The sequence below is a fragment of the Mycolicibacterium chengduense genome, assembly GCF_033741155.1.
Lineage (GTDB): Bacteria > Actinomycetota > Actinomycetes > Mycobacteriales > Mycobacteriaceae > Mycobacterium.
The window spans coordinates 630,276-656,217 of the sequence record NZ_JAWQNH010000001.1 but is presented as its reverse complement, the minus strand read 5'-3'; the positions used below and the strand labels follow the sequence as shown (position 1 = coordinate 656,217).

At 66.5% G+C, this 25,942-nt stretch carries 25 protein-coding genes; 15 read left to right on the top strand and 10 right to left on the bottom strand.

Going from position 1 to position 25,942, the window contains the following annotated elements; genetic code table 11:
- Positions 1–41: 41 nt before the first annotated feature.
- Genes ipdE1 through fadA6 form a run of 5 tightly spaced genes read left to right on the top strand, consistent with a single transcriptional unit; the run spans position 42 to position 6,508 of the window.
- Positions 42–1,190 carry an acyl-CoA dehydrogenase IpdE1 gene (gene ipdE1 / locus SBI67_RS03330; RefSeq protein WP_318979183.1) on the top strand — a complete coding sequence of 383 codons (1,149 nt, stop codon included), beginning with the start codon at positions 42–44 and terminating at the stop codon, positions 1,188–1,190.
- On the top strand, positions 1,187–1,978 hold the full coding sequence (gene ipdF / locus SBI67_RS03325) for a (5R,7aS)-5-hydroxy-7a-methyl-1-oxo-2,3,5,6,7,7a-hexahydro-1H-indene-carboxyl-CoA reductase (RefSeq protein WP_318979182.1): 792 nt from the start codon (positions 1,187–1,189) through the stop codon (positions 1,976–1,978). The genes ipdE1 and ipdF overlap by 4 nt, the downstream gene beginning before the upstream one ends.
- Positions 1,979–2,023: 45 nt before the next feature.
- Positions 2,024–4,702: a cellulase family glycosylhydrolase gene (locus tag SBI67_RS03320; protein WP_318979181.1), complete on the top strand. Its 2,679-nt coding sequence runs from the start codon at positions 2,024–2,026 to the stop codon at positions 4,700–4,702.
- Positions 4,703–4,752: 50 nt separating this feature from the next.
- Complete coding sequence (gene kstR2 / locus SBI67_RS03315) at positions 4,753–5,367, top strand: TetR family transcriptional regulator KstR2 (protein WP_318979180.1); 615 nt, start codon at positions 4,753–4,755, stop codon at positions 5,365–5,367.
- Positions 5,360–6,508 carry a steroid 3-ketoacyl-CoA thiolase FadA6 gene (gene fadA6 / locus SBI67_RS03310; RefSeq protein WP_318979179.1) on the top strand — a complete coding sequence of 383 codons (1,149 nt, stop codon included), beginning with the start codon at positions 5,360–5,362 and terminating at the stop codon, positions 6,506–6,508. The genes kstR2 and fadA6 overlap by 8 nt, the downstream gene beginning before the upstream one ends.
- 15 nt (positions 6,509–6,523) lie before the next feature.
- Here fadA6 and SBI67_RS03305 read toward each other — a convergent pair whose 3' ends face one another.
- The 3 genes from SBI67_RS03305 to SBI67_RS03295 all read right to left on the bottom strand — a co-directional run bounded on the left by SBI67_RS03305 (position 6,524) and on the right by SBI67_RS03295 (position 8,984).
- Positions 6,524–6,895 carry a cupin domain-containing protein gene (locus SBI67_RS03305; protein WP_318979178.1) on the bottom strand — a complete coding sequence of 124 codons (372 nt, stop codon included), beginning with the start codon at positions 6,893–6,895 and terminating at the stop codon, positions 6,524–6,526.
- 17 nt (positions 6,896–6,912) lie between these two features.
- Positions 6,913–8,322: an NAD(P)/FAD-dependent oxidoreductase gene (locus tag SBI67_RS03300; protein ID WP_318979177.1), complete on the bottom strand. Its 1,410-nt coding sequence runs from the start codon at positions 8,320–8,322 to the stop codon at positions 6,913–6,915.
- 68 nt (positions 8,323–8,390) lie between these two features.
- Positions 8,391–8,984, bottom strand: a complete 594-nt coding sequence (locus tag SBI67_RS03295; RefSeq protein ID WP_318979176.1) for a type II toxin-antitoxin system RelB family anti-toxin — start codon at positions 8,982–8,984, stop codon at positions 8,391–8,393.
- Between the two features lie 164 nt (positions 8,985–9,148).
- On the opposite strand from SBI67_RS03295, the gene SBI67_RS03290 reads away from it, so the two are divergent.
- Complete coding sequence (locus tag SBI67_RS03290; protein ID WP_318979175.1) at positions 9,149–10,138, top strand: cation diffusion facilitator family transporter; 990 nt, start codon at positions 9,149–9,151, stop codon at positions 10,136–10,138.
- Positions 10,139–10,199: 61 nt separating this feature from the next.
- Positions 10,200–12,491 (top strand): FdhF/YdeP family oxidoreductase, encoded by a 2,292-nt coding sequence (locus tag SBI67_RS03285; protein WP_318979174.1) that lies wholly within the window; start codon positions 10,200–10,202, stop codon positions 12,489–12,491.
- Positions 12,492–12,514: 23 nt separating this feature from the next.
- Here SBI67_RS03285 and ipdC read toward each other — a convergent pair whose 3' ends face one another.
- From ipdC to echA20, 4 genes are read right to left on the bottom strand one after another with little or no spacing between them, the layout of a single operon-like run.
- A complete protein-coding gene (ipdC, locus tag SBI67_RS03280; protein ID WP_318979173.1) occupies positions 12,515–13,588 on the bottom strand; it encodes a (3aS,4S,5R,7aS)-5-hydroxy-7a-methyl-1-oxo-octahydro-1H-indene-4-carboxyl-CoA dehydrogenase in 1,074 nt (357 codons plus the stop codon).
- Between the two features lie 3 nt (positions 13,589–13,591).
- Positions 13,592–14,338 (bottom strand): cholesterol ring-cleaving hydrolase subunit IpdB, encoded by a 747-nt coding sequence (gene ipdB, locus SBI67_RS03275; protein ID WP_318979172.1) that lies wholly within the window; start codon positions 14,336–14,338, stop codon positions 13,592–13,594.
- The gene (gene ipdA / locus SBI67_RS03270; RefSeq protein ID WP_318979171.1) at positions 14,335–15,204 is read right to left on the bottom strand and encodes a cholesterol ring-cleaving hydrolase subunit IpdA; all 870 of its coding nucleotides are present in this window, start codon (positions 15,202–15,204) and stop codon (positions 14,335–14,337) included. The genes ipdB and ipdA overlap by 4 nt, the downstream gene beginning before the upstream one ends.
- The gene (gene echA20, locus SBI67_RS03265) at positions 15,204–15,959 is read right to left on the bottom strand and encodes a (7aS)-7a-methyl-1,5-dioxo-2,3,5,6,7,7a-hexahydro-1H-indene-carboxyl-CoA hydrolase (protein ID WP_318979170.1); all 756 of its coding nucleotides are present in this window, start codon (positions 15,957–15,959) and stop codon (positions 15,204–15,206) included. Before echA20 ends, ipdA begins: the two co-directional genes overlap by 1 nt.
- Positions 15,960–16,019: 60 nt before the next feature.
- Here echA20 and SBI67_RS03260 point away from each other — a divergent pair, with 60 nt between their 5' ends.
- Both SBI67_RS03260 and SBI67_RS03255 read left to right on the top strand, forming a co-directional pair.
- On the top strand, positions 16,020–16,793 hold the full coding sequence (locus SBI67_RS03260) for an SDR family oxidoreductase (RefSeq protein ID WP_318979169.1): 774 nt from the start codon (positions 16,020–16,022) through the stop codon (positions 16,791–16,793).
- A gap of 14 nt (positions 16,794–16,807) precedes the next feature.
- Complete coding sequence (locus SBI67_RS03255) at positions 16,808–17,713, top strand: SDR family oxidoreductase (RefSeq protein ID WP_318979168.1); 906 nt, start codon at positions 16,808–16,810, stop codon at positions 17,711–17,713.
- Positions 17,714–17,750: 37 nt separating this feature from the next.
- Here the strand turns inward: SBI67_RS03255 and SBI67_RS03250 are convergent, their stop codons facing one another.
- The 3 genes from SBI67_RS03250 to SBI67_RS03240 are packed head-to-tail and all read right to left on the bottom strand — an operon-like array spanning position 17,751 to position 19,789.
- Positions 17,751–18,230: a nitroreductase family deazaflavin-dependent oxidoreductase gene (locus tag SBI67_RS03250; RefSeq protein ID WP_318979167.1), complete on the bottom strand. Its 480-nt coding sequence runs from the start codon at positions 18,228–18,230 to the stop codon at positions 17,751–17,753.
- 11 nt (positions 18,231–18,241) lie between these two features.
- On the bottom strand, positions 18,242–18,616 hold the full coding sequence (locus tag SBI67_RS03245; protein WP_318979166.1) for a DUF8021 domain-containing protein: 375 nt from the start codon (positions 18,614–18,616) through the stop codon (positions 18,242–18,244).
- Between the two features lie 9 nt (positions 18,617–18,625).
- The gene (locus tag SBI67_RS03240; protein ID WP_318979165.1) at positions 18,626–19,789 is read right to left on the bottom strand and encodes a steroid 3-ketoacyl-CoA thiolase; all 1,164 of its coding nucleotides are present in this window, start codon (positions 19,787–19,789) and stop codon (positions 18,626–18,628) included.
- A 122-nt stretch (positions 19,790–19,911) separates the two neighbouring features.
- On the opposite strand from SBI67_RS03240, the gene SBI67_RS03235 reads away from it, so the two are divergent.
- From SBI67_RS03235 to SBI67_RS03210, 6 genes are read left to right on the top strand one after another with little or no spacing between them, the layout of a single operon-like run.
- Complete coding sequence (locus SBI67_RS03235; protein WP_318979164.1) at positions 19,912–21,159, top strand: cytochrome P450; 1,248 nt, start codon at positions 19,912–19,914, stop codon at positions 21,157–21,159.
- A 15-nt stretch (positions 21,160–21,174) separates the two neighbouring features.
- Positions 21,175–22,179 carry an acyl-CoA dehydrogenase family protein gene (locus SBI67_RS03230; RefSeq protein WP_318979163.1) on the top strand — a complete coding sequence of 335 codons (1,005 nt, stop codon included), beginning with the start codon at positions 21,175–21,177 and terminating at the stop codon, positions 22,177–22,179.
- Between the two features lie 5 nt (positions 22,180–22,184).
- Positions 22,185–23,348: an acyl-CoA dehydrogenase FadE29 gene (gene fadE29, locus SBI67_RS03225; protein ID WP_318979162.1), complete on the top strand. Its 1,164-nt coding sequence runs from the start codon at positions 22,185–22,187 to the stop codon at positions 23,346–23,348.
- Between the two features lie 60 nt (positions 23,349–23,408).
- On the top strand, positions 23,409–24,368 hold the full coding sequence (locus SBI67_RS03220) for a bifunctional MaoC family dehydratase N-terminal/OB-fold nucleic acid binding domain-containing protein (RefSeq protein ID WP_318979161.1): 960 nt from the start codon (positions 23,409–23,411) through the stop codon (positions 24,366–24,368).
- Positions 24,350–24,766, top strand: a complete 417-nt coding sequence (locus SBI67_RS03215; protein WP_318979160.1) for a MaoC family dehydratase — start codon at positions 24,350–24,352, stop codon at positions 24,764–24,766. Before SBI67_RS03220 ends, SBI67_RS03215 begins: the two co-directional genes overlap by 19 nt.
- Positions 24,763–25,923, top strand: coding sequence for a 17-hydroxy-3-oxo-4-pregnene-20-carboxyl-CoA lyase (locus SBI67_RS03210; protein ID WP_318979159.1), 1,161 nt, complete (start codon positions 24,763–24,765; stop codon positions 25,921–25,923). Before SBI67_RS03215 ends, SBI67_RS03210 begins: the two co-directional genes overlap by 4 nt.
- The last annotated feature ends 19 nt before the right edge of the window (positions 25,924–25,942 follow it).

Sequence of the window (25,942 nt, the reverse complement as noted above, 5' to 3'; positions counted from 1 at the left end):
TCCTCTAACAAAGCAAGTGCTTGGTAGGTTAGCCTACAAGGGTGATAGAGGTCGAGGACTTCCGGGCCGAGGTCCGGCAATGGCTCGCCGAGAATCTCGTCGGCGAATACGCAGCGCTCAAGGGTCTGGGCGGCCCGGGTCGGGAGCATGAGGCCTTCGAGGAACGCCGCGCATGGAACCAGCATCTGGCCGCCGCCGGGCTGACCTGCTTGGGCTGGCCGAATGAGCACGGCGGGCGTGGCCTGACCGTCGCGCACCGGGTGGCCTTCTACGAGGAGTACGCCAAGGCCGACGCCCCCGACAAGGTCAATCACCTGGGTGAGGAGCTGCTGGGCCCCACCCTGATCGCATTCGGCACCCCCGAACAGCAGCAGCGTTTCCTACCGGGCATCCGCAACGTCACCGAACTGTGGAGCCAGGGTTACTCCGAGCCCAACGCGGGCAGCGATCTGGCCAACGTGTCGACCACCGCCACGCTCGACGGTGACGAATGGATCATCAACGGGCAGAAGGTGTGGACGTCGCTGGCGCACTGGGCGCAGTGGTGCTTCGTGGTGGCTCGCACCGAGAAGGGCTCCAAGCGGCACGCCGGCCTGTCGTATCTCCTGGTGCCGCTGGACCAGCCCGGCGTGCAGATCCGACCGATCATCCAGCTAACCGGTGACTCGGAGTTCAACGAGGTGTTCTTCGACGACGCTCGCACCGACGCGTCGCTGGTCGTCGGGGAACCCGGTGACGGCTGGCGGGTGGCCATGGGCACGCTGACGTTCGAGCGCGGCGTGTCCACCCTCGGTCAGCAGATCCGTTATGCCCGTGAGCATGCCAATCTGGTCGAGTTGGCCAAACGCACCGGCGCGGCCGACGACCCGCTGATCCGCGAGCGGCTCACCCGATCCTGGACCGGTTTGCAGGCCATGCGCTCGTACGCGCTGGCGACGATGGATGTGGAACAACCCGGCCAAGATTCGGTGTCAAAACTGCTGTGGGCCAACTGGCATCGCGAGCTCGGTGAAATCGCCATGGACGTGCAGGGCATGGCCGGTCTGACGCTGCCCGGCGGTGAGTTCGACGAATGGCAGCGGCTGTACCTGTTCTCCCGCTCGGACACCATCTACGGCGGATCCAACGAGATCCAGCGCAACATCATCGCCGAGCGGGTGCTCGGCCTTCCCCGAGAGGCAAAGGGATGACCGACCTTTCAGTCGCACCGCAGGAGATCGAGGGCCACGGCCTGCTGGCAGGCAAGGTCGTGCTGATCACTGCAGCCGCCGGCACCGGCATCGGGTCGACAACGGCGCGGCGCGCCCTGCTCGAGGGTGCCGATGTGGTGGTCTCCGACTACCACGAACGCCGACTCAACGAGACCAGGGACGAACTGGCCGCACTGGGGCTGGGCAAGGTCGACGCAGTGGTCTGCGATGTCACCTCCACCGACGCCGTCGACGCGTTGATCACCCAGGCGGTGGCTGCCGCCGGCCGGATCGATGTCCTGGTCAACAATGCCGGGCTGGGCGGGCAGACCCCCGTCATCGACATGACCGACGACGAGTGGGATCGCGTCCTGAACGTGACCCTGACCTCGGTCATGCGCGCCACCCGGGCGGCGCTGCGGTACTTCCGCGACGCCGGACACGGCGGTGTCATCGTCAACAACGCCAGCGTGCTGGGCTGGCGCGCGCAGCACTCGCAGTCGCACTACGCCGCCGCCAAAGCCGGCGTGATGGCGCTGACCCGTTGCAGCGCAATCGAAGCCGTCGAGTACAGGGTGCGGATCAACGCGGTGTCGCCCAGCATCGCACGACACAAGTTTCTGGAGAAGACGTCGTCGGCCGAACTGCTGGACCGCCTCGCCGGTGACGAGGCCTTCGGTCGAGCCGCCGAACCGTGGGAGATCGCGACCACCATCGCCTTCCTGGCCAGCGACTACTCCAGCTACCTGACCGGAGAGATCATCTCGGTGTCGAGCCAGCGCGCCTGACCATTCCGCCAATTTCGGGTCGAGGGTCGGTTAGCGTGCGAATTCATGCAGCAACTCTCGGCGTGGATGGGTGCGGGCGTGGTCACCGCCGGTATGTCAGCGGCGATGCTGGCCGGTGCGGGCGCGGCGGCGGCCGACCCACCCACCGGGTCTGACACCGGAAGCTCCTCGGCGAGTACCAGCGCGCCGAAGACCGGCGAGTCCAAGCAGGCCGAGACCAAGCCGCCCGAGACCAAGACTCCCAAAACGGAAACCGCGGGCCAGGATTCGCTGAAGCCGACGACAACACATCGCAAGAAGAAGAAGACGTCCGACGCCGAGACGCGGTCCGCCAAGACCACCGCAGCCGAGGCCGCCGACGGCACGGATGCCACGGCCGACAAGTCCGCGCGCCGCACCCGCTCGACCACCCAGCCCCCGGCCGAGCCCGCCACCGTTTCGGTGAGCCGGCCGGCTGCGGCGTACGCGGCCCCGCTCGCTGCGGCGAGTAGCACCACCGCGCCACGGGTGCCTGCGCTAGTCGGGCTTGTCCAGTCCGTCGTCACCGGCATCGCCCGTGAGGTGCGGGTCGCCGTCAACGGGGTGAGCGCGGTCGCGGTGGCGGTGGTGCGCGCCGCGCAGACCGTGGTCACCGGACCGCCACCGAAGTCGTCGGCCGAAGCATTCCAGCGTTTCGTCTACGCGCCGGTACACACCGTCGCCGAGGCGTGGATCGACACCGAGCTCGGCCGTCAGGTCAACGGTGTCATCAACAGGGTGGCCGGATCGTATGTGATCGGTGACGGAGCCGACGGCACCGCAGCGCACCCCGACGGCGGGGTGGCCGGTTGGTTGCTCGGCGACGGCGGCAACGGCTGGAACAGCACCGAAGCCGGGGTAGCCGGCGGGACCGGCGGCAAGGCCGGACTGCTGGGCAACGGCGGTGAGGGTGGAAACGGTGGAACCGCGGCGGCCGGCGGCCGGGGTGGCGCCGGTGGTCTGCTGATGGGGATCGGGGGTGACGGCGGTGACGGTGGGGCAGGTCCGGCCGGGGGTTCCGGCGGATTCGGCGGCGATGCAACCGGTTTGGTGTTCGGGATCGGCGGCGCCGGTGGCGACGGAGGTGCGGGGGTCGACGGCGGTCGAGGCGGCAACGGTGGGGACGGCGCGCGGCTGCTCGGCAGCGGTGGGGCCGGCGGGGATGCCGGTAACAGCGGCGTGGGCGGAACTGCCACCACACTGCCCGCCCTCGGTGGCGCCGGTGGCAATGGTGGCCTGTTCGGAACACACGGCGGCGTCGGGCATTTCGGCACCGGCGCGGTGATCGCGGGCAGTCCGGGGACCGGACTGTCCACCACCGGCACCTGGATCACCAACGGGGACGGGCAGGTCGTCATCCTGCACGGTGTCAACGAGGTCTACAAGATCGCCCCCTATGACCCGGCCGCCAGCGGCTTCAGCGAGGATGACGCAGAGTTCCTGGCGGCCAACGGTTTCAACGTGGTGCGCCTCGGTGTCATCTGGGCGGCGGTGGAACCCCAACCCGGCGTGTACGACACCGCATACCTGGCATCGCTCGAGCAGACCGTGCAGATGCTGGCCGACCACGGTATCTACACGTTGCTCGACATGCACCAGGACCTCTACAGCAGCACGTTCGCCGGCGAGGGCGCACCCGAGTGGGCCACGCAGACCGGTGGGCTACCCAACCAGAACTTCGGCTTCCCTGGCAGCTACTACCTGAACCCCGCCATGAATTACGCCTGGACCCGGTTCTGGAACAACGCCGAGTCACCGACCGGTCTCGGCTTGCAGGACGCCTACGCCCAGATGTGGGAGAACGTCGCCAGCCACTTCAGCGGTAATCCGGCCGTCATCGGGTACGACGTGATCAACGAGCCGTTCCCGGGCTTTTCCTGGTTGCCGACGCTGCTGGGCAGCCCGCACTTCGGATACCAACAGCTGACCCCGTTCTACAACCAGGTGATCGCGGCCATCCGGGCCGTCGACCCCACCACGGCGGTGTACATCGAACCGGCCAACCCGGCGGTGTCCGAGATCCTGGACATCCTCGGTTTCCCTACGATGCTGGGCACCGTCGACGACCCGAATGTCGTGCTGGCATTCCACGATTACTGTGGCGGACCAAGCCTGAGCGCGCTGTGCGAGTATATCGCCAAAGCGCTTGCCCGCGGCGCCCACAACTACGCGACGCAGCACGGCATCCCGGCGTTCATGAACGAGTTCGGGGCGACCAGTGCCAGCGGTGATCTGACAGCGCAGCTGGCCGCCGCCGACCGTTACCTGATGAGCTGGGCGGTGTGGGCGTACACCGGCAAGGGTGATATCACCACCAGCGGAACGCATGACGGCGAGGCGCTGGTGTACGACCCGGCGTCGCCACCGACCGGTGACAACGTCAACACGGGCAATCTCAAGCTGCTGTCGGCGCCCTATCCGCAGGCCGTGTCGGGCACCCCGACGTCGTGGAGTTACCGCGACGGCACCTTCCGGTTCAGCTACTCGACCGCCAAGGCCGACGGGTCGGGGCACTTTCCGGTCGGGGCGCAGACCACCATCTCGGTGCCCGCCGTCCAGTTCCCGGACGGGTATCAGGTGAGCGTCACCGGCGGGCAGGTGGTGTCGGCGCCGGGTGCGGCGCAGCTGGTGATCGCCGCCGATGACGGGGCGGGCACGGTCAGCGTCGTCGTGACGGGCGCGGGCGGTACTGCGGGGGCGGCTTGACCTCCACCACACATTCGACCTAGCAAGCGCTTGGTTGCTATGCTCTGGTGATGGGGACGGAATCGCCCGGCCAGCCGGCGAGCAGGCGCGACGAGCTGCTGGATCTCGCCGCCACCATGTTCGCCGAACGGGGTCTCAAGGCGACCACCGTTCGCGATATCGCCGATTCCGCGGGCATTCTGTCCGGCAGTTTGTACCACCATTTCAAGTCCAAGGAACAGATGGTCGAGGAGGTTCTCCGGGACTTCCTGGATTGGCTGTTCGCCAAGTACGAGCAGATCGCAGCCTCCGAGGACAGCCCGCTGGAACGGCTCAAGGGACTGTTCCTGGCTTCGTTCGAGGCGATCGAGCACCGGCACGCCCAGGTCGTGATCTACCAGGACGAAGCCAAACGGCTGTCCGCCCTGCCGCAGTTCGCCTTCGTCGACAAGCGCAACCGCGAGCAGCGCAAGATGTGGTTGGACCTCCTGAACCAGGGCATCGCCGACGGATCGTTTCGACCCGACCTCGATGTCGACCTGGTCTACCGGTTCATCCGCGACACCACCTGGGTGTCGGTCCGCTGGTATCAGCCGGGCGGACCCCTCACGGCCGATGAAGTCGGCCGGCAATACCTGGCCATCGTTCTCGGCGGCATAACGAAAAAGGAGATCAGTCATGGGTGAGGCGTACGTCATTGATGCCGTTCGCACCGCGGTCGGCAAGCGCGGGGGATCGCTGTCCGGAGTGCATCCGGTCGACCTGGGGGCGGCCGCCTGGCGCGGACTGTTCGACCGTAACGACCTGGATCCCAGCGCCGTCGACGACGTGATCGCCGGCTGCGTGGACGCCATCGGAGGCCAGGCCGGCAACATCGCCCGGCTGTCCTGGCTGGCCGCCGGCTACCCCGAAGAAGTCCCAGGGGTGACGGTGGACCGCCAATGCGGATCCTCGCAACAGGCCATTTCCTTTGGCGCCCAGGCCATCATGTCCGGTACCGCCGATGTGATCGTGGCCGGTGGCATGCAGAACATGAGCCAGATCCCGATCAGCTCGGCGATGATCGTCGGTGAGCAGTTCGGCTTCACCTCGCCGACCAACGAATCCAAGAGCTGGCTGCACCGCTACGGCGACCAGGAGATCTCGCAGTTTCGCGGCTCCGAAATGATCGCCGAGAAGTGGAACCTGTCCCGCGAAGAGATGGAGCAGTTCGCGCTCACCAGCCATCAGCGCGCACAGGAGGCCATCCGGGCCGGGTACTTCGAGAACGAGATCATTCCGGTGGAGGGGTTCGTCACCGACGAGGGCCCGCGTGACACCTCGCTGGAGAAGATGGCCGGACTCAAGACCCTGGTCGAGGGTGGCCGGCTCACCGCCGCGATGGCAAGCCAGATCTCCGACGGCGCCAGCGCGGTGCTGCTCGCCTCGGAAAGCGCGGTGAAGACGCACGGGCTCACGCCGCGCGCCCGAATCCACCACATCAGTGCCCGCGGCGCGGACCCGGTGTACATGCTCACCGGTCCCATCCCGGCCACCCACTACGCGCTGCAGAAGACGGGATTGTCGATCGAGGACATCGACACCGTCGAGATCAACGAGGCGTTCGCCCCCGTTGTTCAGGCTTGGATCAAGGAGACCGGCGCCGATCCCGCCAAGGTCAACCCGAGCGGCGGCGCCATCGCGCTGGGCCACCCACTCGGTGCCACCGGCGCCAAGCTGTTCGCCACCATGCTGAACACGTTGGAGCGCACCGGCGGTCGCTACGGCCTGCAGACCATGTGCGAGGGTGGCGGCACCGCCAACGTGACCATCATCGAACGGCTCTGACCGCGCGGTCGGTGCTCACCCGTCGACGATGACGAACGACTTGCGGATCGTCTCCCGGATGACCCAGGTTCCCCGCCACCCGCGCGGCAGGACCAGCAGTGAACCCGGGCCGATGTCGGCGGCGGCGCCGTCCTCGCCGGTGACCGTTCCGTAGCCCGAGATGATCTGACACACTTCGGTATTGGTGCTGCGGTCGGCGGTAAACTCACCGGGCCCGCATTCCCACACCCCGGTGGACAGGGCTCCTGCCGACCACACGTCGAGGGTCGATTCCAGCTGATTGCTGCGGCTGGTCGGCTTGGGTTCCGGCGTCGGCAGTTCGGTCACGGTGGCGTGCACGTGGTGCAGACGGACCGCAGTGGGCAGGCTGTTCGATTCGGCAGACACGATAGGGTCCTCGGCGCTCAACGTCCGGTGATCATGTTCGCGATCCGGGCAATTCGGCTGGTGGTCGGCAGATCCCGTGTGCCCTCGCGGCGATCGGCCATCCGGTACAGCACATACATGCTCTGCACACCCAGCCACCGCAGCGGCTCGGGTTCCCAGCGGCGCACGCGGCGGCCCACCCACGGCAACCGGGTCAAGGCGGTGTCCTGGCGCAGCACCAAGTCGGCGAGGGTGCGGCCGGCGAGGTTGGTGGTGGTCAGTCCGCTGCCGACGTAGCCGCCGGCCGTGCCCAGACCGGTCACCGGATCGAGGTCGACCGTCGCCGTCCAGTCCCTCGGCACGCCGAGCACCCCGCACCACGCGTGCACGATGGGCACCGACCGGGTCGCGGGGAACATATCGTGCATCAAGTCGGTGAGCGCGCTGACCGTCCAGTCCTGGGTGGCCCCGTCGATATCGGTGCGGGAGCCGTAGCGATAGGGGATGCCGCGCCCACCCAGCGCGATCCGGTTGTCGGCGGTGCGCTGGGCGTACATGTAGCCGTGCGCGAAATCGCCCACCAGTTCTGCTCCGCGCCAACCGATCTCAGAGGACGCCTGCTCGGACAGCGGTGCGGTGATCACCATCGAGGAATTCATCGGCAGCCAGTCGCGTCGCTGTCCTTCCAGACTGGCGGTGAACCCCTCCAGGCACCGCAGCACCACCGGTGCGCTGACCACCCCGTGATCGGTGACGGCACGGCCCTGCTCGATCCGGGTGACGGTGGTGCCCTCGAAGATCGTGACACCGGCCTCCTCGACGACACGGGCCAGCCCGAGCACCAGTTTGGCGGGTTGCACCCGAGCGCAATGCGGGGTGAACACGCCACCCAGGGCGCCGGCGATCCTGATGCGTTCGTCCAGTTCGTCGCGGGTCAGCGCAACGAAATCCTCGGGCTCTGCACCCCATTCCCGTTCGTAGCGCAGCATTTCGTGCATCCGGCCGAGTTGTGCGCGCGACCGTGCAACGTGCAGCACACCGTCCTTGACGATATCGGCGTCGATTCCCTCGGCCTGCGTGACGGCGATGACGTCATCGACGGCGGTCCGCATGGCCCGCATCAGGTCGGCCACACCTTCACGGCCGTGCGTCGCGGCGTAGGCGTCGCGGCTGCCTGCCAATTCCGCCGACAGCCACCCGCCATTGCGGCCGGATGCGCCGTATCCCGCGAATTCCTTCTCCAGGATGGTGATACGCAGATCGGGTTGTTGCCGCTTGAGGTAGTACGCGGTCCACAGACCGGTCAGGCCGGCACCGACGATGCATACGTCGGCGTCCTGATCACCCGGGAGCGCGGGTCGGCGCTGAGGGAGGCCGATCGATCGATACCAGTACGACACAGCACCGTTGATGAACTGCGTCGAGTCCGAAGACATTTCGGAAGACATTGCTGTACTCCTGTTCGTGTTCGTCACGTGTGCCACTGCGGTTGCGCGCCGTCCGGAAGCGGCACGTCTCATATCGTCGGCGGGCTGACGATCCAGAGAAGTTCGGCGCGTTCGGCGCTGTGGTTGTGCACGGTGTGCGGCACCGATGTCCGGTATTCGGCACTGTCACCGGCCTCGAGCTGATGCATCGCCCCGTCGAGCTCGAGCACGATGCTGCCGGCGATGACGAGCATGATCTCCTGCGAGTCGTCGTGCACGTAGGCGTCTCCTGCGCTGCCACCGGGAGCGAACTCTGCGACGTAGACCTCGAGATTGCGCAAGGGCTTCTGGGACAGCAGGTATTTCGCGCTGGTATCCGAGACGTGGATCTCCGGCCGGTCGCGCTTGCGCAGGATACGCGCGCCGTGCGCATGGTGGTCGGTGAACAGATCGGGCAGCGTGACACCCAGTTCTTCGCACAGCCGGCGTAATGTCCCGACGCTAGCGTTGACCTGACCGCGCTCGAGCTGGCTCAGGAAGCCCGCCGACGTCGCGGCCCGGCTGGCGAGGTCCCGCAGGGTCAGCCTGCGGGCCAACCGGAATTCGCGGATCCGCGCACCCAGATCGGCGTCCGCATCCGCGGCCGCGGGTGCCGCGGCGACGCCTGCGCCGTCAGATTGCATCGATCTGAACCGCCCGTTCGTGGAGGTAAATCCGAAATTCTGTATAACTAAACAAAGTGTTCGTTGACGATATGGCATCGGTGGATCGGGCGCAACCCGCAGACCTGCCTCATGCGCTGACACCGCTCCGCTGTTCGGCGGCAGCCCCGGGGCTAGGGTTGAGCATGGGCAATTCGGGGGAGGCATCCGCAACCGATGTAGGTCAGAACGAGAGCCTGCTCACCGTCGCCGTCGCGCTCGGCGCGAATGTGCTTATCGCCGTTGCCAAAACCGTTGTCGCCGGGCTAACCGGGTCGGCGTCGATGTTGGCCGAGTCCGCGCACTCGTGGGCCGATACCGGCAACGAGGTGTTCCTGCTGATCGGTACCCGCCGGTCGATGAAACCGGCCGATGCCGACCACCGGTTGGGTTATGGCCGCGCCGGCTATATCTGGTCGATGTTCGCGGCCTTCGGCCTGTTCACGGTCGGCGCCGCGGTGTCGGTCTGGCATGGGGTGCAATCACTCGGCGGCGAATCGGAGGCGACCTCATATGCCTGGGCCTATGCGGTTCTCGGGGTCTCCTTCGTGCTGGAGGGAACGTCGTTCCTACAAGCCTTGCAACAAACCAGATCCGGTGCTGCGCAACGCCGAATCCATCCGCTGCGGTACGTCCGGGTGATGTCCAACCCGATGCTGCGCTCGGTGTTCGCCGAGGACCTCTCGGCGTTGATCGGGATCGTCATCGCTTCCGCGGGAATCCTGGCGCACCAGCTGACGGGGGATGCGGTCTGGGATGCCGTCGGCTCCATCCTGGTGGGCATCCTGTTGGGCGGGGTCGCGCTGTTCCTGATCGGTCGCAACATGGACTTCCTGACCGGTGAGGCCGTCACCCCGCTGGCCCGCAATACCGCGCTGCAGAGCCTGCTCGACCACCGCGACGTCGAGCGGGTCAGCTACCTGCACATGGAATGGGTTGGCGCCGATCGGATCTACCTCGTCGCAGCCGTCGATCTGGTCGGGGATGCGGCGGAATCCAACGTCGCTGCCCGGCTGAACGCCATCGCAGACGAGCTCCAGTCGCGGCCCACCATCGTGCGGGCGGTGCTGACGCTGACCCGGCCCGGTGATACCACCGACCTGCGGCCCGGTGAGTTACCGGACTGGTATCGCTGAGCGCTGCTGGACGGTCGTGATTCGGTAGGCGCCGGCGCATGATGTCGAGCAGACTGGAACCATGACCGAGCCAGGCAGCGCCGACAACTCCACCGACCCGCACCGCCCGGAGTTCCACCCGTATCACCACCCCGCTGCCGGGTGGGGAGCGGCCATCAGCGTCACCAAGTTCCTGGCGCGTGAACGCGAGCCGTTCGACGGACCCCGGGCCATCATGAAGATGAACCATGAAGACGGTGGCTTCGACTGTCCCGGCTGCGCCTGGCCCGACGACCTCAAGGGTCTCAAGCTCGATATTTGCGAGAACGGCATCAAGCACGTCACGTGGGAGATGACGCACAAGCGTTGCGGGCGGGAGTTCTTTGCCGCGCATACCGTCTCGGAACTCGCGAGCTGGAGTGACTTCGCGCTGGAAGACCAGGGCCGGCTGACCGAACCCATGGTATACAACCCGGATACCGACCACTACGAGCCGATCGGCTGGGCGGACGCGTTCGCCATGGTGGGCGGCGCGCTTGCTGATCTCGACGATCCCAACCAGGCCGCGTACTACACCTCGGGCCGGCTCGGGAACGAAGCGACCTTCCTCTACCAGCTGATGGCCCGCGAGCTGGGGACCAACAATCTTCCCGACTGTTCGAACATGTGCCACGAGGCCAGCGGCCGCGCGATGCAGGCCGCGCTGGGCACCGGCAAGGGCACCGTGGACCTCGCGGACTGGGAGACCGCCGATGCCCTGTTCGTTCTCGGGGTCAATGCCGCATCCAACGCGCCGCGGATGTTGACCGCGCTGTCGGAGGCCTACCGCCGCGGCGCGCAGATCGTGCACATCAACCCGCTCGTCGAGGGCGGCGCAACCAGGACCATCATCCCGCACGACTTCCTGCGCATGGCGACGTTCAAATCGACCAAGACCAGCACCTTGAACCTGCAACCCAAGATCGGCGGCGATCTGGCCCTGATCCGGGGTATCGCCAAAGTCGTTCTGGAACAGTCGAAAACGGATCCCAAGGCGCTCGACGTGGAGTTCATCGAACGCTTCACCGCCGGATTCGAGCAGTACCGTGACGTGGTCGAAGCCACCCCGTGGGACGAGATCGAAGCGAAATCGGGCGTGTCCGAGCGCGATATCCGCGCTGCGGCCAAGATCTACCGCGACGCCGACCGCAGCATCATCAGTTGGTGTCTGGGCGTCACCCAGCACGAACACGGCGTCGACACCGTCCGCGAGATCGTCAACCTGCTGCTGCTGCGCGGGAATCTGGGCCGGGAAGGCGCCGGCCCGTCGCCGGTGCGCGGCCACAGCAATGTGCAGGGCAACCGCACCTGCGGTATCGATCACCGGCCCACCGAGGGCTTTCTGGACAGGCTGGCCGACGTCTGCAAGATCGACCCGCCCCGCGCTCACGGGCTGGACACCGTCAGGACCATCGAAGCCATGCACAGCGGCGCACTGAAGGTGTTCGTGGGCATGGGCGGAAACTTCGCCGCCGCCGCACCCGACACCGAATACACCTACGCCGGCCTGCGCAAATGTGAACTCACCGTGCAGGTCAGTACCAAACTGAACCGTAGCCACGTCGTCCACGGCCGCCGTGCCCTGATCCTGCCCTGCCTCGGCCGGACCGAGAAGGACCACCAGCGCTCAGGGGTGCAGTCATGTTCGGTCGAGGACTCGATGAGCATGGTGCATCTGTCCCGTGGGATGAAGAAGCCCGCATCCCCGCAGCTGATGTCGGAGCCGGCCATCATCGCCGGTATGGCGGCGGCAGCCCTTCCCGGTAGTGCCACCCCATGGCACTGGTACGTCGAGGATTACGACCGGATCCGCGACACGATGGCCAAGGTGCTCGACGGATTCGAGGATTTCAACAGGCGGGTCCGCCTGCCGCTGGGGTTCCGGATCAAGCAGCCCGCCCGTGAGCTGGTGTTCCTGACTCCTTCGGGCAAGGCCGAATTCTGGGCGCCGCCACTGCCCGACGACACTGTCGGCGAAGACAACCTCATCCTTGCGACACTGCGTTCGCACGATCAGTGGAACACCACCGTCTACTCCGACAACGACCGCTACCGCGGGGTGAAGAATCTGCGCACCCTGGTCTTCATGAACGCCGCGGACATGGCCGATCGCGGCATCCGCGAGTTCGACGAGGTCGATATCGTCGCCACTGCACGCGACGGCAGCACCCGATCGCTACGCCGGTACAAGGCCATTCCGTACAGCATTCCGCGTGGCAACGCTGCCGGCTACATGCCGGAGATGAACGTGCTGTGCGCCATCGGCGATTACAGCACGCAAAGCGATCAGCCGATCATGAAGAACATCAAGGTCCGGGTGCAGCGTTCCGGCTGACTCCGCTGACACGAGCAGCCGGATCAGGCCTGGATGTACTTGGCGGCCGACTCCAGATGCTCGATAGCCTCGGCGACGATCGCCGGGACCAGCTCGGCGCAGGTCGGTAGGTCGTCGAGGATGCCGGCCACCTGGCCCGAGGCCAGCACGCCGGCCTCGGTGTTGCCCTCGACCAACCCTGCTTTGAGCAGCATCGGGGTGTTGGCCGCCATCACCACCTGTGACCAGGTGAGGTCTTTGCCGTGCCGCATCGCCAGGCCGTCGGTGATCATCGACTTCCAGGTCATGCCGGACATCTTCTTGAACTTCTGGGCGTTGGCCACCGCGGCGGCCAAACCCCGCACCGGCGAACCGCTTTCCAACTTCTCGACCAGGCCGGTGCGCAGCACGCGATGCGGCATCCCGTCGACCCGGGTGGACACCACGGTGCCGTCCAGGGCTGCGTCCAGGTACCGGCGTTTGACCGCGTCGGGCACCGTCGAGTCGGCCGTCAGGAGGAAGCGGGTCCCCATCGCGACACCGGCCGCGCCGTAGGACAGCGCCGCAGCCAGGCCGCGACCGTCGAAGAATCCACCGGCGGCCACCACCGGCATACCGGTGTCCTTGACCGCGTCGAGCACCGACGGCAGCAGCAGTGTGGTGGCGATAGGACCGGTGTGGCCACCGCCCTCACCGCCCTGCACGATCACCGCGTCGGCGCCCCAGCCGGCCACCTTCTTGGCGTGTTTGGCCAGTCCGACCGACGGAATGACCACCACGCCGGCATCTTTGAGCTTGGCGATCAGGTCGGGCTTGGGAGCCAAAGCGAAGGAGGCGACTTTGACTCCCTCGCGGATCAGGAGGTCGACGCGGTCGTTCGCGTCGCCGGCGTCGGCACGGATGTTGATGCCGAACGGTTTGTCGGTCGCGGCCTTGACCTTGGTGACGGCCGCTTGCAGTTCTGCCAGTGTCATGGTGGCCGACGCCAGGATGCCAAGACCGCCGGCGTTCGAGGTCGCCGAGACGAGCCGGGCACCCGCGACCCAACCCATCCCGGTCTGTACGACGGGGTGCTCGATACCGACCAGCTCGGTGAGGGGGGTGACCAGCTTACTCATGACCTAAACCTTGACTTCTTTGTCGCGCAATGACTTCGGATCGATCACCTCGCGCAGCAGGCGCTGCTCGTCGGCGTCGGGCAGGCGGGTGGTCTCGGCTTCGCCCAGCCCGTGCACCTCGAACGAGGTGTTCTCGGCGACCTGTTCGGCGTCCACCCCGGGATGCAGCGAGACGGCCCGCATCTGGTGCTCCGGACCGTTGAAGTCGAACACGCCCAGGTTGGTCACCACCCGGTATATGTTCGCGAACCGGTAGGCGGGGTTCTTCGGATCGACTTTGTCCCAGCCGATTCCGGACACGATGTCGACGTTGTCGGTGAACACCCGCTTGGAGTGATTGCCCACCCAGTAACTGGTGGCATGGTTGATCGAGTTACCCGGCGCGCCGCGGACGCCGAACATCTGGCGGGTCGGATGCTGGATGGGGCCGAACGCCGACAGGTTCTGGTTGCCGTAGCGGTCGATCTGGTTGGCGCCCATCACCACGTGGCGCTTGCCCCAGGCCAGGGTTTCGAAAACGCGGTTGAACGGCATCCAGCCCTCGATCGCCGCGGCCGCGCCGATGGCCGGGGTGTCGGCGATGATGCGTGCTTCCCCGTCGGTCAGCACGATGTCGGGGGAGAAGGTCAGGCGTGCCAACCGAGCACCCACCGACACGATGGTGGTCATGGGGGACACCATGATCTCGCCGGCGTCGCGGAACAATTCGGCGCAGGCGACGGCGCAGACCTCGGCGCGGGTGGGAGTCATCGGTTGGCCTCCTCGGCAAACGTGCGCACGGCAGCTTGGTAGTCGTCCTCGCTGCCGGACAGATACGTGGCGACGAACTGGGCCCAGGTGTCATCGGAGCCCGCTGCCTCGGCATAGTGCCGCTGGAACTTCTCGGCCCGCCGGTAGTCGGGCTCGTTGGTGGTGAAGTGCGCACCGCCCGGCGCCTCGACGACGGCATCGACCATCATCCGGTTGATCAGCAGTGCCTGCGGCGGAACGGCTTTCACCAGCTCTTCGGTGGTCACGACGCGTTCCACCGATAGGAACCGCTGCTGTGCGGACATCAGGAACAGATCGTCGAAGTACGGGTCGATACCGGTGTAGGCGGCGTTGCCCCGCTCATCGCCGAGGTTCATGTGCACGAACGCGGCATCCAGGTTCAGTGCCGGCATGGCGATGAGTTCCTGAGCGTCGTAAGGAGATTTGACGGTTTTGAGCTCGTCGCCCCAGAAGGTGCGGACGTCGCTGCCCAAGCCGGCGCGGATCGGCAGGAACGGCAATCGCTGGGCGGCAGCCTGTAGGCCGCAGCGCAGCATGCCCTCGTCCATTTCGCGGGCCTCGATGGCACCGGTGGTGCGGGCCTTGGCGAACCACGGGTCGTAGAACGGCGGCGAGTCCAGCGACACGAAGCCGTAATACACGCGCTTGACCTTGCCCGCCGAGCACAGCAGGCCCAGGTCGGGTCCGCCGTAGGTGACCACCGTCAGGTCCGTCACGTCGGTGCGCAGCAGTGCGCGGACGAAGGCCATCGGCTTGCGCCGGGACCCCCAGCCGCCTATGCCGATGGTCATGCCGCTCTCGATCGAGGCGACCGCCTCATCGAGTGTTGTTCTCTTGTCTGCCACTATTTCCCACCCTTGTCCGTCCCGGCGAACGCATCGCGGTGCTCGTCGGAGACGCCCGCGAGGTTGAGTTCGAAGGTAAAACCTTGTTCCATCCGGTATCTCGCGTTGACCGGCTGGACGTCGATGAAGTTCAACGCCTCCTTGGCTGCGCGGATCACCCGGGTGTCCTTGCTGGCGATATCGCGGGCCACCCGCAGGGCGGACTCGTCGAGGTCGGCGCGCGGCACCACCTCGTGTACCGAGCCGAAATGGTGCAGGGTTTCGGCGGGCACGGTCGCGGCGGTGAAGAACAGCCGGCGCATCAGATGCTGGGGCACCAGCCGGGACAGGTGGGTGGCGGCACCGAGGGCGCCGCGTTCCACCTCGGGCAGGCCGAACTTGGCGTCGTCGGAGGCGACGATGACGTCGGCATTGCCCACCAGCCCGATACCGCCACCCACGCAGAAGCCGTTGACGGCGGCCACCACCGGCACCTCGCATTCGTACACCGAGCGGAACGCGTGGTAACAGCCGCGATTCGCGTCGATCAGGGCGGTGAAGCCCTCGGTGTTCTGCATCTCTTTGATGTCCACGCCGGCGTTGAAGCCGCGCCCCTCGGCTCGCAGGATCACCACATGGGTGCTGCGATCGCGCCCGGCGGCGGTGATGGCATCGCCGAGTTCGAACCATCCGCGCGACGGGATGGCGTTGACCGGTGGGTAGTTGACGGTGACCGAGACGATGCCCGGTTCGACTGTCGTGGTGGTGATCGTCATCAGACACACTTCCTGAAGGGGTCGCTACCTAAGCAAGCACTTGCTTGGTACGCTAGCACAGTGACTGACGGGGCTGGAATCAATCTGCAACTCGCGGGCCGGGTGGTCCTGGTGACGGGCGGGGTGCGCGGGGTCGGCGCCGGGATCAGCGCGGTGTTCGCCGCCCAGGGCGCCACCGTCATCACCTGTGCACGCCGTCCGGTCGAGGGCTCGCCGTACGAGTTCCATGCGTGCGATATCCGCGACGACGAGGCGGTCAGGGGCCTGATCGGCACCATCGTCGCGACGCACGGCCGCCTCGACGTCGTCGTCAACAATGCGGGCGGATCGCCCTATGTGCTGGCCGCCGACGCCTCGGCGAAATTCAGCACCAAGATCATCGAACTGAATCTGATCGGCGCGCTGTCGGTCTCCACGCACGCCAACACCGTCATGCAGAAGCAGGACGGCGGCGGGTCCATCGTGAACATCTCCAGTGTCAGCGGCCACCGGCCCACTCCGGGCACCGCCGCCTACGGGGCGGCCAAGGCCGGCATCGACAACCTGACGACCACCCTGGCCGTCGAATGGGCACCGAAGGTGCGGGTCAACTCGGTGGTGGTGGGCATGGTGGAAACCGAGCAGTCCGAATTGTTCTACGGCGACGCGGACTCTATCGCGGCTATTTCCAAGAACGTGCCCTTGGGGCGCCTTGCCAAGCCGGCCGATATCGGTTGGGCAACAGCATTTCTGGCTTCCGAGGCAGCTTCCTATATCAGTGGTGCTTCGCTACAGGTCCACGGCGGCGGTGAGCCGCCGCACTACCTGAGCACCACGACCGCCGACATCAAATAGAGGAGAGAACAGCAATGGGTTTGCTTGACGGCCGCGTGGTCATCGTGACGGGCGCCGGCGGCGGAATCGGCCGTGCGCACGCGCTCGCCTTCGCCGCCGAAGGGGCGCGCGTGGTGGTCAACGACATCGGTGTGGGCCTCGACGGGTCACCCGCCGGCGGTGGCAGCGCTGCGCAGGCCGTCGTCGACGAAATCCGCTCGGCCGGAGGCGAAGCCGTCACCAGCGGCGCGAACGTCGCGGACTGGGCGCAGGCCGAGGGTCTGATCCAGACCGCGGTCGAGGCGTTCGGCGGACTCGACGTGCTGGTCAACAACGCCGGCATCGTGCGTGACCGGATGTTCGCCAACACTTCCGAGGAAGAGTTCGACGCCGTCACGGCCGTTCACCTCAAGGGCCACTTCGCCACCATGAAGCACGCCGCAGCGTACTGGCGTGCCCAGTCGAAGGCCGGTAACACCGTCGACGCCCGCATCATCAACACCAGTTCCGGAGCCGGGCTGCAGGGCAGCGTCGGTCAGGCCAACTACAGTGCCGCCAAAGCGGGTATCGCCGCCCTGACCCTGGTGGCCGCCGCCGAGATGGGCCGTTACGGTGTCAGCGTCAACGCCATCGCACCCTCGGCCCGTACCAGGATGACCGAGACGGTGTTCGCCGACATGATGTCCACGCAGGAGCAGGATTTCGACGCGATGGCCCCGGAGAACATCTCCCCGCTGGTGGTGTGGCTGGGCAGTGCCGAGTCGCGCGATGTCAGCGGCCGCGTCTTCGAGGTGGAGGGCGGCATCATTCGGGTCGCCGAAGGCTGGGCGCGGGGTGCCGAGATCGACAAGGGCGCCCGCTGGGACCCGGCCGAACTGGGGCCGGTGGTCAGCGACCTGTTGGCCAAGTCGCGGACCCCGCTGCCGGTATACGGCGCCTGAGCGGGCGCGGTCGGCCCCCGGCGCGGCCGGGGGCCGGCTACGCCGGATCGCAGATGACGATCGGGATCTTGCGGTCGGTGTAGGACCGGTAATTCGCGAAATCGGCGTACATGGCATCCAGCTTGGGCCAGTATTCGGCGCGTTCGGCGTCCGTTGCATCGCGGGCCACCAGGTTCAGCTTCTCGTTCTTGGTCTGGAAGCTGATGTTCGGGTTCGCCTTCAGATTCAGATACCACATGGGGTTGGTGGCCCGACCGCCCTGCGAGGCGACCAGGACGATCCGGCTGCCCTCCTGCAGGAAGAGCAACGGACTGTCCCGCAGCTCGCCGGTCTTGCGGCCGGTCGTGGTCAGGATGCCGACCTCGGCGCCGCGCAGGAACTTGTTGGCCAGCTTGCCGCCCGACTTCTTGAACAGCCAGGTCTGCGCTCGCGACATCCACTTGATCGCGGTGCCCGTGGCCGGGGCATTGAGCCGTTCGACCTGCTTGGCATTGAGTGGGCGAGGCGGAGTGGCCATGGCTGCGATCCCTATCGGCTGATGAAGGGGGTGAGTGAGGCTCTGATGTGGTGAATCTTGCCGTCGGAGGCCGGGATCAGGAACGTCTCGTCGACGTGTGAGCACACCCGCCGGCCGAACAACCGCGGTTTGGTCAGCACGTCGAACCGGGCCCGCACCTGATCGCCGTCGACGGAGAACTCCGGCGTCGTCGTCGCCTCGATGATCTTGAACTGCGGACCGTTGTTCAGGCTGCGCCGCAAGTGATCTCCGGAGCGGCCGGTCTTGAGCCCCATCTCGATGCGCACGCATCCCGGTGCGAAAGGCACCTCGTCGGCCCGGTGGGTGACGAGGGCATCGATATACGCCTGCGCCGCGGCGATGCGGTCGGCTTCCGAAGCTGGCACCGGCCGGACTCAGATCCGCTCGATGATGGTGCCGGTGCTCAGCGCCCCGCCGGCGCACATGGTGATCAGCGCCGTGCTCTTGCCGGTGCGCTCCAACTCGTGCAGCGCCGTGGTGATCAACCGGGCGCCGGTGGAACCGACCGGGTGGCCCAGCGCGATGGCCCCACCGTTGACGTTGACCTTGTCCATATCGGCCTCATGGGCGCGCGCCCACGAGAGCACCACCGATGCGAACGCCTCGTTGATCTCGACCAGGTCGATATCGCCGAGTTTCATCCCGGCCTTCTCCAGCACTCGGGCGGTGGACTGCACGGGACCGTCGAGGTGGTAGTACGTTTCGGCGCCCACGTTGGCCTGCGCGACGATGCGGGCACGGGGCTTGAGCCCGAGCGCACGCGCCTTGTCTTCGTCCATCCACAGCACCGCTGCCGCACCGTCGGAGATCTGCGATGACGTCCCCGCGGTGTGAATACCGCCTTCCAGCACCGGTTTCAGCGATGCCAGCCCCTCGGCGGTGGTGTCACGCAGGCCTTGGTCGCGGGTCACCGGAGCCCATTCGGCGGTGGGTTGTCTGTTCTCGTCGAGCACCGGCGCGGAGATGGGCGAGATCTCGCGGTCGAAGCGGCCCTCGGCCCAGGCCTGCTTGGCCTTGAGTTGGGAGGCCAGGCCGAGCGCGTCGATGTCGGCGCGGGTGATGCCGCGGCGCTTGGCAATCCGCTCGGCAGCCTCGAATTGGTTGGGCATGTCGATATCCCATGACGCGGCCCGGATCAGGCCCCGGTCCGGGCCGGCGTTGGCGCCCAAGCCGACCCGGCTCATCGCCTCGATGCCGCACGCGATGCCGATATCGATGGCACCGGTGGCGATCAGACCGGCGATCAGGTGGTTGGCCTGCTGGGCGCTGCCGCACTGGCAGTCGATCGTGGTCGCCCCGACGTGCTCGGGCAGGCCCGCGGTCAGCCAGCCGACGCGGGTGATGTTGTTGGACTGCTCGCCGTACTGCGTGACGCAGCCGCCGATGACCTGCTCGACATCGCCGGCGTCAATCCCGGCCTTCTCCACCACGGCCTTCTGCACCGCGCCCAGCAGTTCGGTGGCGTGCAGACCGGACAACCAGCCGTTGCGCTTGCCGATCGGGCTGCGGGTGGCTTCGACGATGACAGGATTACCCATGTCGTCAGGCTAGAACACGTTTCATTACTCTGACAAGCGACGATGCCACCGTGCCTTTTATCTGCGGTGGAGGCATGTTTTACTGGCACTAGAACACGTTGCATTCTTAGGAGCGCACTTCCATGCCATGCCCCATCCCGAGTGATTTCGACCTTCTCGACGCCAGCCTCAACCTCGAACGGCTGCCCGTGGAAGAACTCGCCGAACTGCGTAAGTCCGAGCCCGTGCACTGGGTCGACGTGCCCGGTGGCACCGGTGGGTTCGGTGACAAAGGCTACTGGCTGGTCACCAAACATGCCGACGTCAAAGAGGTGTCCAAGCGCAACGACATCTACGGCAGCTCACCCGACGGCGCCATCCCGGTGTGGCCGCAGGAGATGACCCGAGAAGCGGTCGACCTGCAGCGCGCCGTGTTGCTGAACATGGACGCTCCGCAGCACACCCGGCTGCGCAAGATCGTCTCCCGCGGATTCACCCCCCGCGCCATCGGCCGACTGGAGGCCGAGCTCGCCGAGCGCGCCCAGAAGATCGCGCAGACCGCCGCGGCCGAGGGGTCCGGCGATTTCGTGGAGCAGGTGTCTTGCGAGCTGCCGCTGCAGGCCATCGCCGGACTGCTCGGTGTCCCGCAGGAGGATCGCGACAAGCTTTTCCGCTGGTCCAACGAGATGACCGCGGGCGAGGATCCCGAGTACGCCGACGTCGACCCGGCCATGTCGTCCTTCGAGCTCATCAGTTACGCGATGAAGATGGCCGAGGAGCGGGCCAAGAACCCGACCGACGACATCGTCACCAAGCTCATCGAGGCCGATATCGACGGTGAGAAGCTCTCCGACGACGAATTCGGCTTCTTCGTCGTGATGCTCGCGGTGGCCGGTAACGAGACCACTCGCAACTCGATCACCCACGGCATGATCGCCTTCTCTCAGCATCCCGAGCAGTGGGAGCTGTACAAGAAGGAACGCCCCGAGACCGCCGCCGACGAGATCGTCCGGTGGGCCACCCCCGTGTCGGCCTTCCAGCGCACCGCGCTGGAAGACACCGAATTGGCCGGCGTGCAGATCAAGAAGGGCCAGCGGGTGGTGATGTCCTACCGCTCGGCGAACTTCGACGACGAGGTCTTCGAGGACCCGCACGCGTTCAACATCCTGCGCAACCCGAATCCGCACGTCGGGTTCGGCGGCACCGGCGCGCACTATTGCATCGGCGCGAATCTGGCCCGCATGACCATCAACCTGATCTTCAACGCGGTCGCCGATCACATGCCCGATCTGAAGCCCGTCGGTACGCCGGAGCGGCTGAAGTCCGGCTGGCTCAATGGTATTAAGCATTGGCAGGTCGACTACACGGGTAAGTGCCCGGTCGCGCACTGAGCAAGGAGCACACGGGTGGACTTCGCACCGAACCCGGAGCAGCAGGCTGTCATCGATGTGGTGACGTCCGTGCTGGATCGGGACAACAGTTGGGACGCACTGGTTTCCGGCGGTGTTCTTGCGCTCGCCGCACCGGAGCGGCTCGGCGGTGATGGTCTCGGGCTGCTCGAGGTGGCGACCGCGCTGACCGAGATCGGCAGGCACGGCACCATCAGCCCGGCGCTGGCGACGCTCGGTCTCGGGCTGGTGCCGCTGCTCGATCTGGCGTCGGCCGAGCAGCAGGATCGCTACCTTGCCGGGGTGGCCAAGGGGGCGGTGCTGTCGGCCGCCCTCAACGAGCCGGGTTCCTCGCTGCCCGAGCGGCCGGCTGTCACGTTCGCCGGCGGGCGGCTCAACGGCACCAAAATCGGTGTGCCCTATGCCCAATCGGCCGAATGGCTGGTGGTCACCGCCGACAGTGCCGTCGTCGTGGTCTCCCCGACTGCCACGGGCGTAACCCTGGTCAAGACGCCGGCGGCCAACGGCTCCGACGAGTTCGTGGTGACCTTCGCCGACGTGCAGGTGCCGGCCGCCGACGTGCTGCAGGGTGCGACCACGCATCGGGTGAACCAGTTGGCGCTGGCGAGCACCGGGGCGTTCGCCGCCGGTCTGGTCGCCGGTGCGCTGCGGCTGACCGCCGACTACGTCGCCACCCGTGAGCAATTCGGCAGGCCGCTGTCCACCTTCCAAACGGTGGCCGCGCAGCTGTCCGAGGTCTACATCGCCTCGCGCACCATCGGTTTGGCGTCCACCTCGGCGGTGTGGTTGCTGTCGGAGGGGCTGGACGCCGATGACGACCTGGCGATCCTGGGATACTGGGTGGCATCGCAGGCCGCCCCGGCGATGCGCGTCTGCCATCACCTGCACGGTGGTATGGGTATGGACATCACCTACCCGATGGATCGTTACTACTCGTCGATCAAGGATCTGACCCGGCTGCTCGGCGGTCCGACGTATCGCCTCGACCTGGTGGGAGCGTAGACCACATGTATATCGAGTTGACCCCCGAGCAGCGGGCGCTGCAAGCCGAACTGCGGCAGTACTTCTCGAACCTGATCACGCCCGAAGAAGCCGCGGCGATGGAAACCGACCGCCATAACGAGGCCTACCGCGCCGTCATCAAGCGGATGGGTTCGGACGGCAAACTCGGCGTCGGCTGGCCGAAGGAATACGGCGGCCTGGGTTTCGGACCGATCGAGCAGCAGATCTTCGTCAACGAGGCCAACCGTGCCGACGTCCCGCTGCCGCTGGTCACCTTGCAGACCGTGGGTCCCACCCTGCAGGTGTACGGCACCGAGGAACAGAAGAAGAAGTTCTTGCCCGGGATCCTCTCCGGCGATATCCATTTCGCCATCGGCTACTCCGAACCCGACGCCGGCACCGACTTGGCCTCGTTGCGGACCACCGCCGTCCGGCACGGTGACGAGTTCATCGTCAACGGGCAGAAGATGTGGACCACCGGCGCACATGACGCCGACTACATCTGGCTGGCCTGCCGTACCGATCCGTCGGCGGCCAAGCACAAGGGCATCTCGATCCTCATCGTCGACACCAAGGATCCGGGCTACAGCTGGACCCCGATCATCCTGTCCGACGGTGCCCATCACACCAATGCGTCCTACTACAACGACGTCCGCGTTCCCGCCGACATGCTGGTCGGTGAGGAGAACGGTGGCTGGAAGCTGATCACCACCCAGCTCAACCACGAGCGGGTCGGCCTGGGTCCGGCCGGACGGGTCGCCGGCATCTATGACCAGATCAAGACGTGGGCCTCCAAACCGGGTTCGGACGGAGTCACCCCGATCGAGCACGATGACGCCAAGCGGCTGCTCGGCCAGATCAGGGCCATCTGGCGGATCAACGAACTGCTCAACTGGCAGGTCGCGGCGTCCGGCGAGACCATCGCCGTCGCCGATGCCGCGGCGACGAAAGTCTTTTCCACCGAACGGATTCAAGAGGTCGGCCGGCTTGCCGAGGAACTCGTCGGCAGATACGGCAACCCGGCCGATCCGGAGACCGCCCACCTGCTGGACTGGCTGGACAAGATGACCAAGCGCAACCTGGTCATCACCTTCGGCGGTGGCGTCAACGAGGTGATGCGGGAGATGATCGCGGCGTCGGGCCTGAAGGTCCCGAGGGTTGCCCGATGAGCGCTTGCGCGAAGAGAAGAGTTGCGCGATGAGCGCTTGCGCGAAGAGAAGAGAGCTTGAGTGAGCGATCTGCAGCAGGGGATCGAGGAGATCCTCGCGTCTGGACGCGGTGAACCCACCGTCGCGCGAGATCCGGTGAATCAGCCCATGATCCATCATTGGACGGATGCGATCGGCGACAAGAACCCGATCTACGTCGACGACGAGGCGGCAAGGGCGGCCGGCCACGACGGTATCGTCGCGCCGCCGGCGATGATCCAGGTGTGGACCATGATGGGTCTGGGTCGCTCGCGGTCTGACGATGATCCGCTGGCGCGCGCGATGAAGCTGTTCGACGACGCCGGATACGTCGGCGTCGTCGCCACCAACTGCGATCAGACCTATCATCGCTACCTCCGGCCGGGCGAACAGGTCGCGATGAGCGCCGAGATCGTCAGCATCATCGGCCCCAAGCAGACCGCACTGGGCGAGGGCTACTTCATCAACCAGAAGATCCGTTGGCATGTCGGCGCCGAGGAAGTCGCCGACATGGACTGGCGCATCATGAAGTTCCTGCCCGCCGCCAAGCAGGCACAACCCGAGGCAGCGGCGATCCCGGAGGATCTCGACCCGGACAAGCTGATGCGCCCGTCGTCGTCACGTGACACCACGTTCTTCTGGGACGGTATCAACGCCCACGAGCTGCGCATCCAGCGCCGCCCCGACGGCACCCTGCAGCATCCGCCGGTTCCCGCCGTGTGGGCGGACAAGGATGCACCCGTCGACTACGTGGTCGCTTCGGGCAACGGCACGGTGTACAGCTACGTGGTGCACCATGCCCCGAAGGTGCCGGGTCGCAGCCTCCCGTTCGTCATCGCGTTGGTGGAACTCGAGGAGGGCGTCCGCATGCTCGGGGAACTGCGCGGGCTCGAGCCCGATCAGGTGAAGATCGGATTGCCGGTGCGCGCAACGTATCTCGACTTCCCCGACAGTGACGTCAGTCCGGCATGGTCGTTGTACGCATGGGAGCCCCAAGCATGAGTGTGACAGCCGAGGTCGGGACCAAGCTGCCCGAACTGCAGATCTACGGCGACCCGACGTTCATCGTGTCCACCGCCATCGCGACCCGCGACTACCAGGACGTGCACCACGATCGGGACAAGGCGCAGGCCAAGGGATCCAAGGACATCTTCGTCAACATCCTCACCGACACCGGGTTGGTCGGGCGTTACGTCACCGATTGGGCCGGGCCCGACGCCCTCGTCAAGTCGATCAAGCTGCGCCTCGGCGTGCCCTGGTATGCCTACGACACCATCACGTTTCGGGGCGAGGTGACAGCGATCGACGGTGACGTGGTGACGTTGAAAGTGGTGGGCAGCAACAGCCTCGGCGATCACGTCATCGCCACATCCACCGTTGCGTTGGGGGGAAGGCAGTGAGTCTGTCGGGTAAGGCGGCCATCGCCGGAATCGGCGCGACCGACTTCTCCAAGAATTCCGGGCGCAGCGAGCTGCGGTTGGCCGCCGAGGCGGTGCTCGACGCGCTCGACGACGCGGGCCTGGCCCCGTCGGACGTCGACGGGCTGGTCACGTTCACCATGGACTCCAACCTGGAGACCGCGGTGGCGCGCTCGACCGGCATCGGTGACCTCACGTTCTTCAGCCAGATCGGTTACGGCGGCGGCGCTGCGGCCGCGACCGTCCAGCAGGCAGCGCTCGCCGTCGCCAGCGGGGTCGCCGAGGTCGTGGTGGCCTATCGCGCGTTCAACGAGCGCTCGGAGTTCCGGTTCGGCCAGGTGATGACCGGCCTGACGGTCAATGCCGACTCCCGCGGAGTCGAGTACAGCTGGTCCTATCCGCACGGGCTGAGCACCCCCGCCGCATCGGTGGCCATGATCGCGCAGCGGTACATGCATGAATACGGAGCCACCAGCGCCGATTTCGGCGCTGTCTCGGTCGCCGATCGAAAGCACGCCGCCAACAATCCGAAGGCGCACTTCTTCGGCAAGCCGATCACCATCGAGGATCACCAGAATTCGAGGTGGATCGCCGAACCACTGCGGCTGTTGGACTGCTGCCAGGAAACCGACGGCGGCGTGGCGATCGTCGTCACCACCCCCGAGCGGGCCAAGGACCTCAAGCACCGGCCGGCGATCATCGAGGCCGCCGCGCAAGGCGCCGGCACCGACCAGTTCACCATGTACTCCTACTACCGGGATGAGCTCGGTCTGCCCGAAATGGGTCTGGTGGGTCGACAACTGTGGGAGCAGAGCGGGCTGTCACCGTCCGATATCCAGACCGCGATCCTGTACGACCACTTCACCCCCTACACGCTGATCCAGCTGGAGGAGCTGGGGTTCTGCGGTAAGGGTGAGGCGAAGGATTTCATCGCGGGCGGCGCCATCGAGATCGGTGGGCGGCTGCCCATCAACACCCATGGTGGTCAGCTCGGTGAGGCCTACATCCACGGCATGAACGGCATCGCCGAGGGCGTGCGCCAGCTGCGTGGCACGTCGGTGAACCAGGTCGACAACGTGGAGCATGTGCTCGTCACGGCGGGCACCGGAGTGCCGACGTCGGGCCTCATCCTGGGCTGAGCCGCGGGCCCGGCACGTG

Coding starts and splice junctions, on each gene's coding strand:
- ipdF (WP_318979182.1), top strand. CDS start 1,187: ATGACCGACCTTTCAGTCGCACCGCAGGAGATCGAGGGCCACGGCCTG.
- SBI67_RS03320 (WP_318979181.1), top strand. CDS start 2,024: ATGCAGCAACTCTCGGCGTGGATGGGTGCGGGCGTGGTCACCGCCGGT.
- kstR2 (WP_318979180.1), top strand. CDS start 4,753: ATGGGGACGGAATCGCCCGGCCAGCCGGCGAGCAGGCGCGACGAGCTG.
- fadA6 (WP_318979179.1), top strand. CDS start 5,360: ATGGGTGAGGCGTACGTCATTGATGCCGTTCGCACCGCGGTCGGCAAG.
- SBI67_RS03300 (WP_318979177.1), bottom strand. CDS start 8,322: ATGTCTTCCGAAATGTCTTCGGACTCGACGCAGTTCATCAACGGTGCT.
- SBI67_RS03295 (WP_318979176.1), bottom strand. CDS start 8,984: ATGCAATCTGACGGCGCAGGCGTCGCCGCGGCACCCGCGGCCGCGGAT.
- SBI67_RS03290 (WP_318979175.1), top strand. CDS start 9,149: ATGGGCAATTCGGGGGAGGCATCCGCAACCGATGTAGGTCAGAACGAG.
- SBI67_RS03285 (WP_318979174.1), top strand. CDS start 10,200: ATGACCGAGCCAGGCAGCGCCGACAACTCCACCGACCCGCACCGCCCG.
- ipdC (WP_318979173.1), bottom strand. CDS start 13,588: ATGAGTAAGCTGGTCACCCCCCTCACCGAGCTGGTCGGTATCGAGCAC.
- ipdB (WP_318979172.1), bottom strand. CDS start 14,338: ATGACTCCCACCCGCGCCGAGGTCTGCGCCGTCGCCTGCGCCGAATTG.
- echA20 (WP_318979170.1), bottom strand. CDS start 15,959: ATGACGATCACCACCACGACAGTCGAACCGGGCATCGTCTCGGTCACC.
- SBI67_RS03255 (WP_318979168.1), top strand. CDS start 16,808: ATGGGTTTGCTTGACGGCCGCGTGGTCATCGTGACGGGCGCCGGCGGC.
- SBI67_RS03250 (WP_318979167.1), bottom strand. CDS start 18,230: ATGGCCACTCCGCCTCGCCCACTCAATGCCAAGCAGGTCGAACGGCTC.
- SBI67_RS03240 (WP_318979165.1), bottom strand. CDS start 19,789: ATGGGTAATCCTGTCATCGTCGAAGCCACCCGCAGCCCGATCGGCAAG.
- SBI67_RS03235 (WP_318979164.1), top strand. CDS start 19,912: ATGCCATGCCCCATCCCGAGTGATTTCGACCTTCTCGACGCCAGCCTC.
- fadE29 (WP_318979162.1), top strand. CDS start 22,185: ATGTATATCGAGTTGACCCCCGAGCAGCGGGCGCTGCAAGCCGAACTG.
- SBI67_RS03215 (WP_318979160.1), top strand. CDS start 24,350: ATGGGAGCCCCAAGCATGAGTGTGACAGCCGAGGTCGGGACCAAGCTG.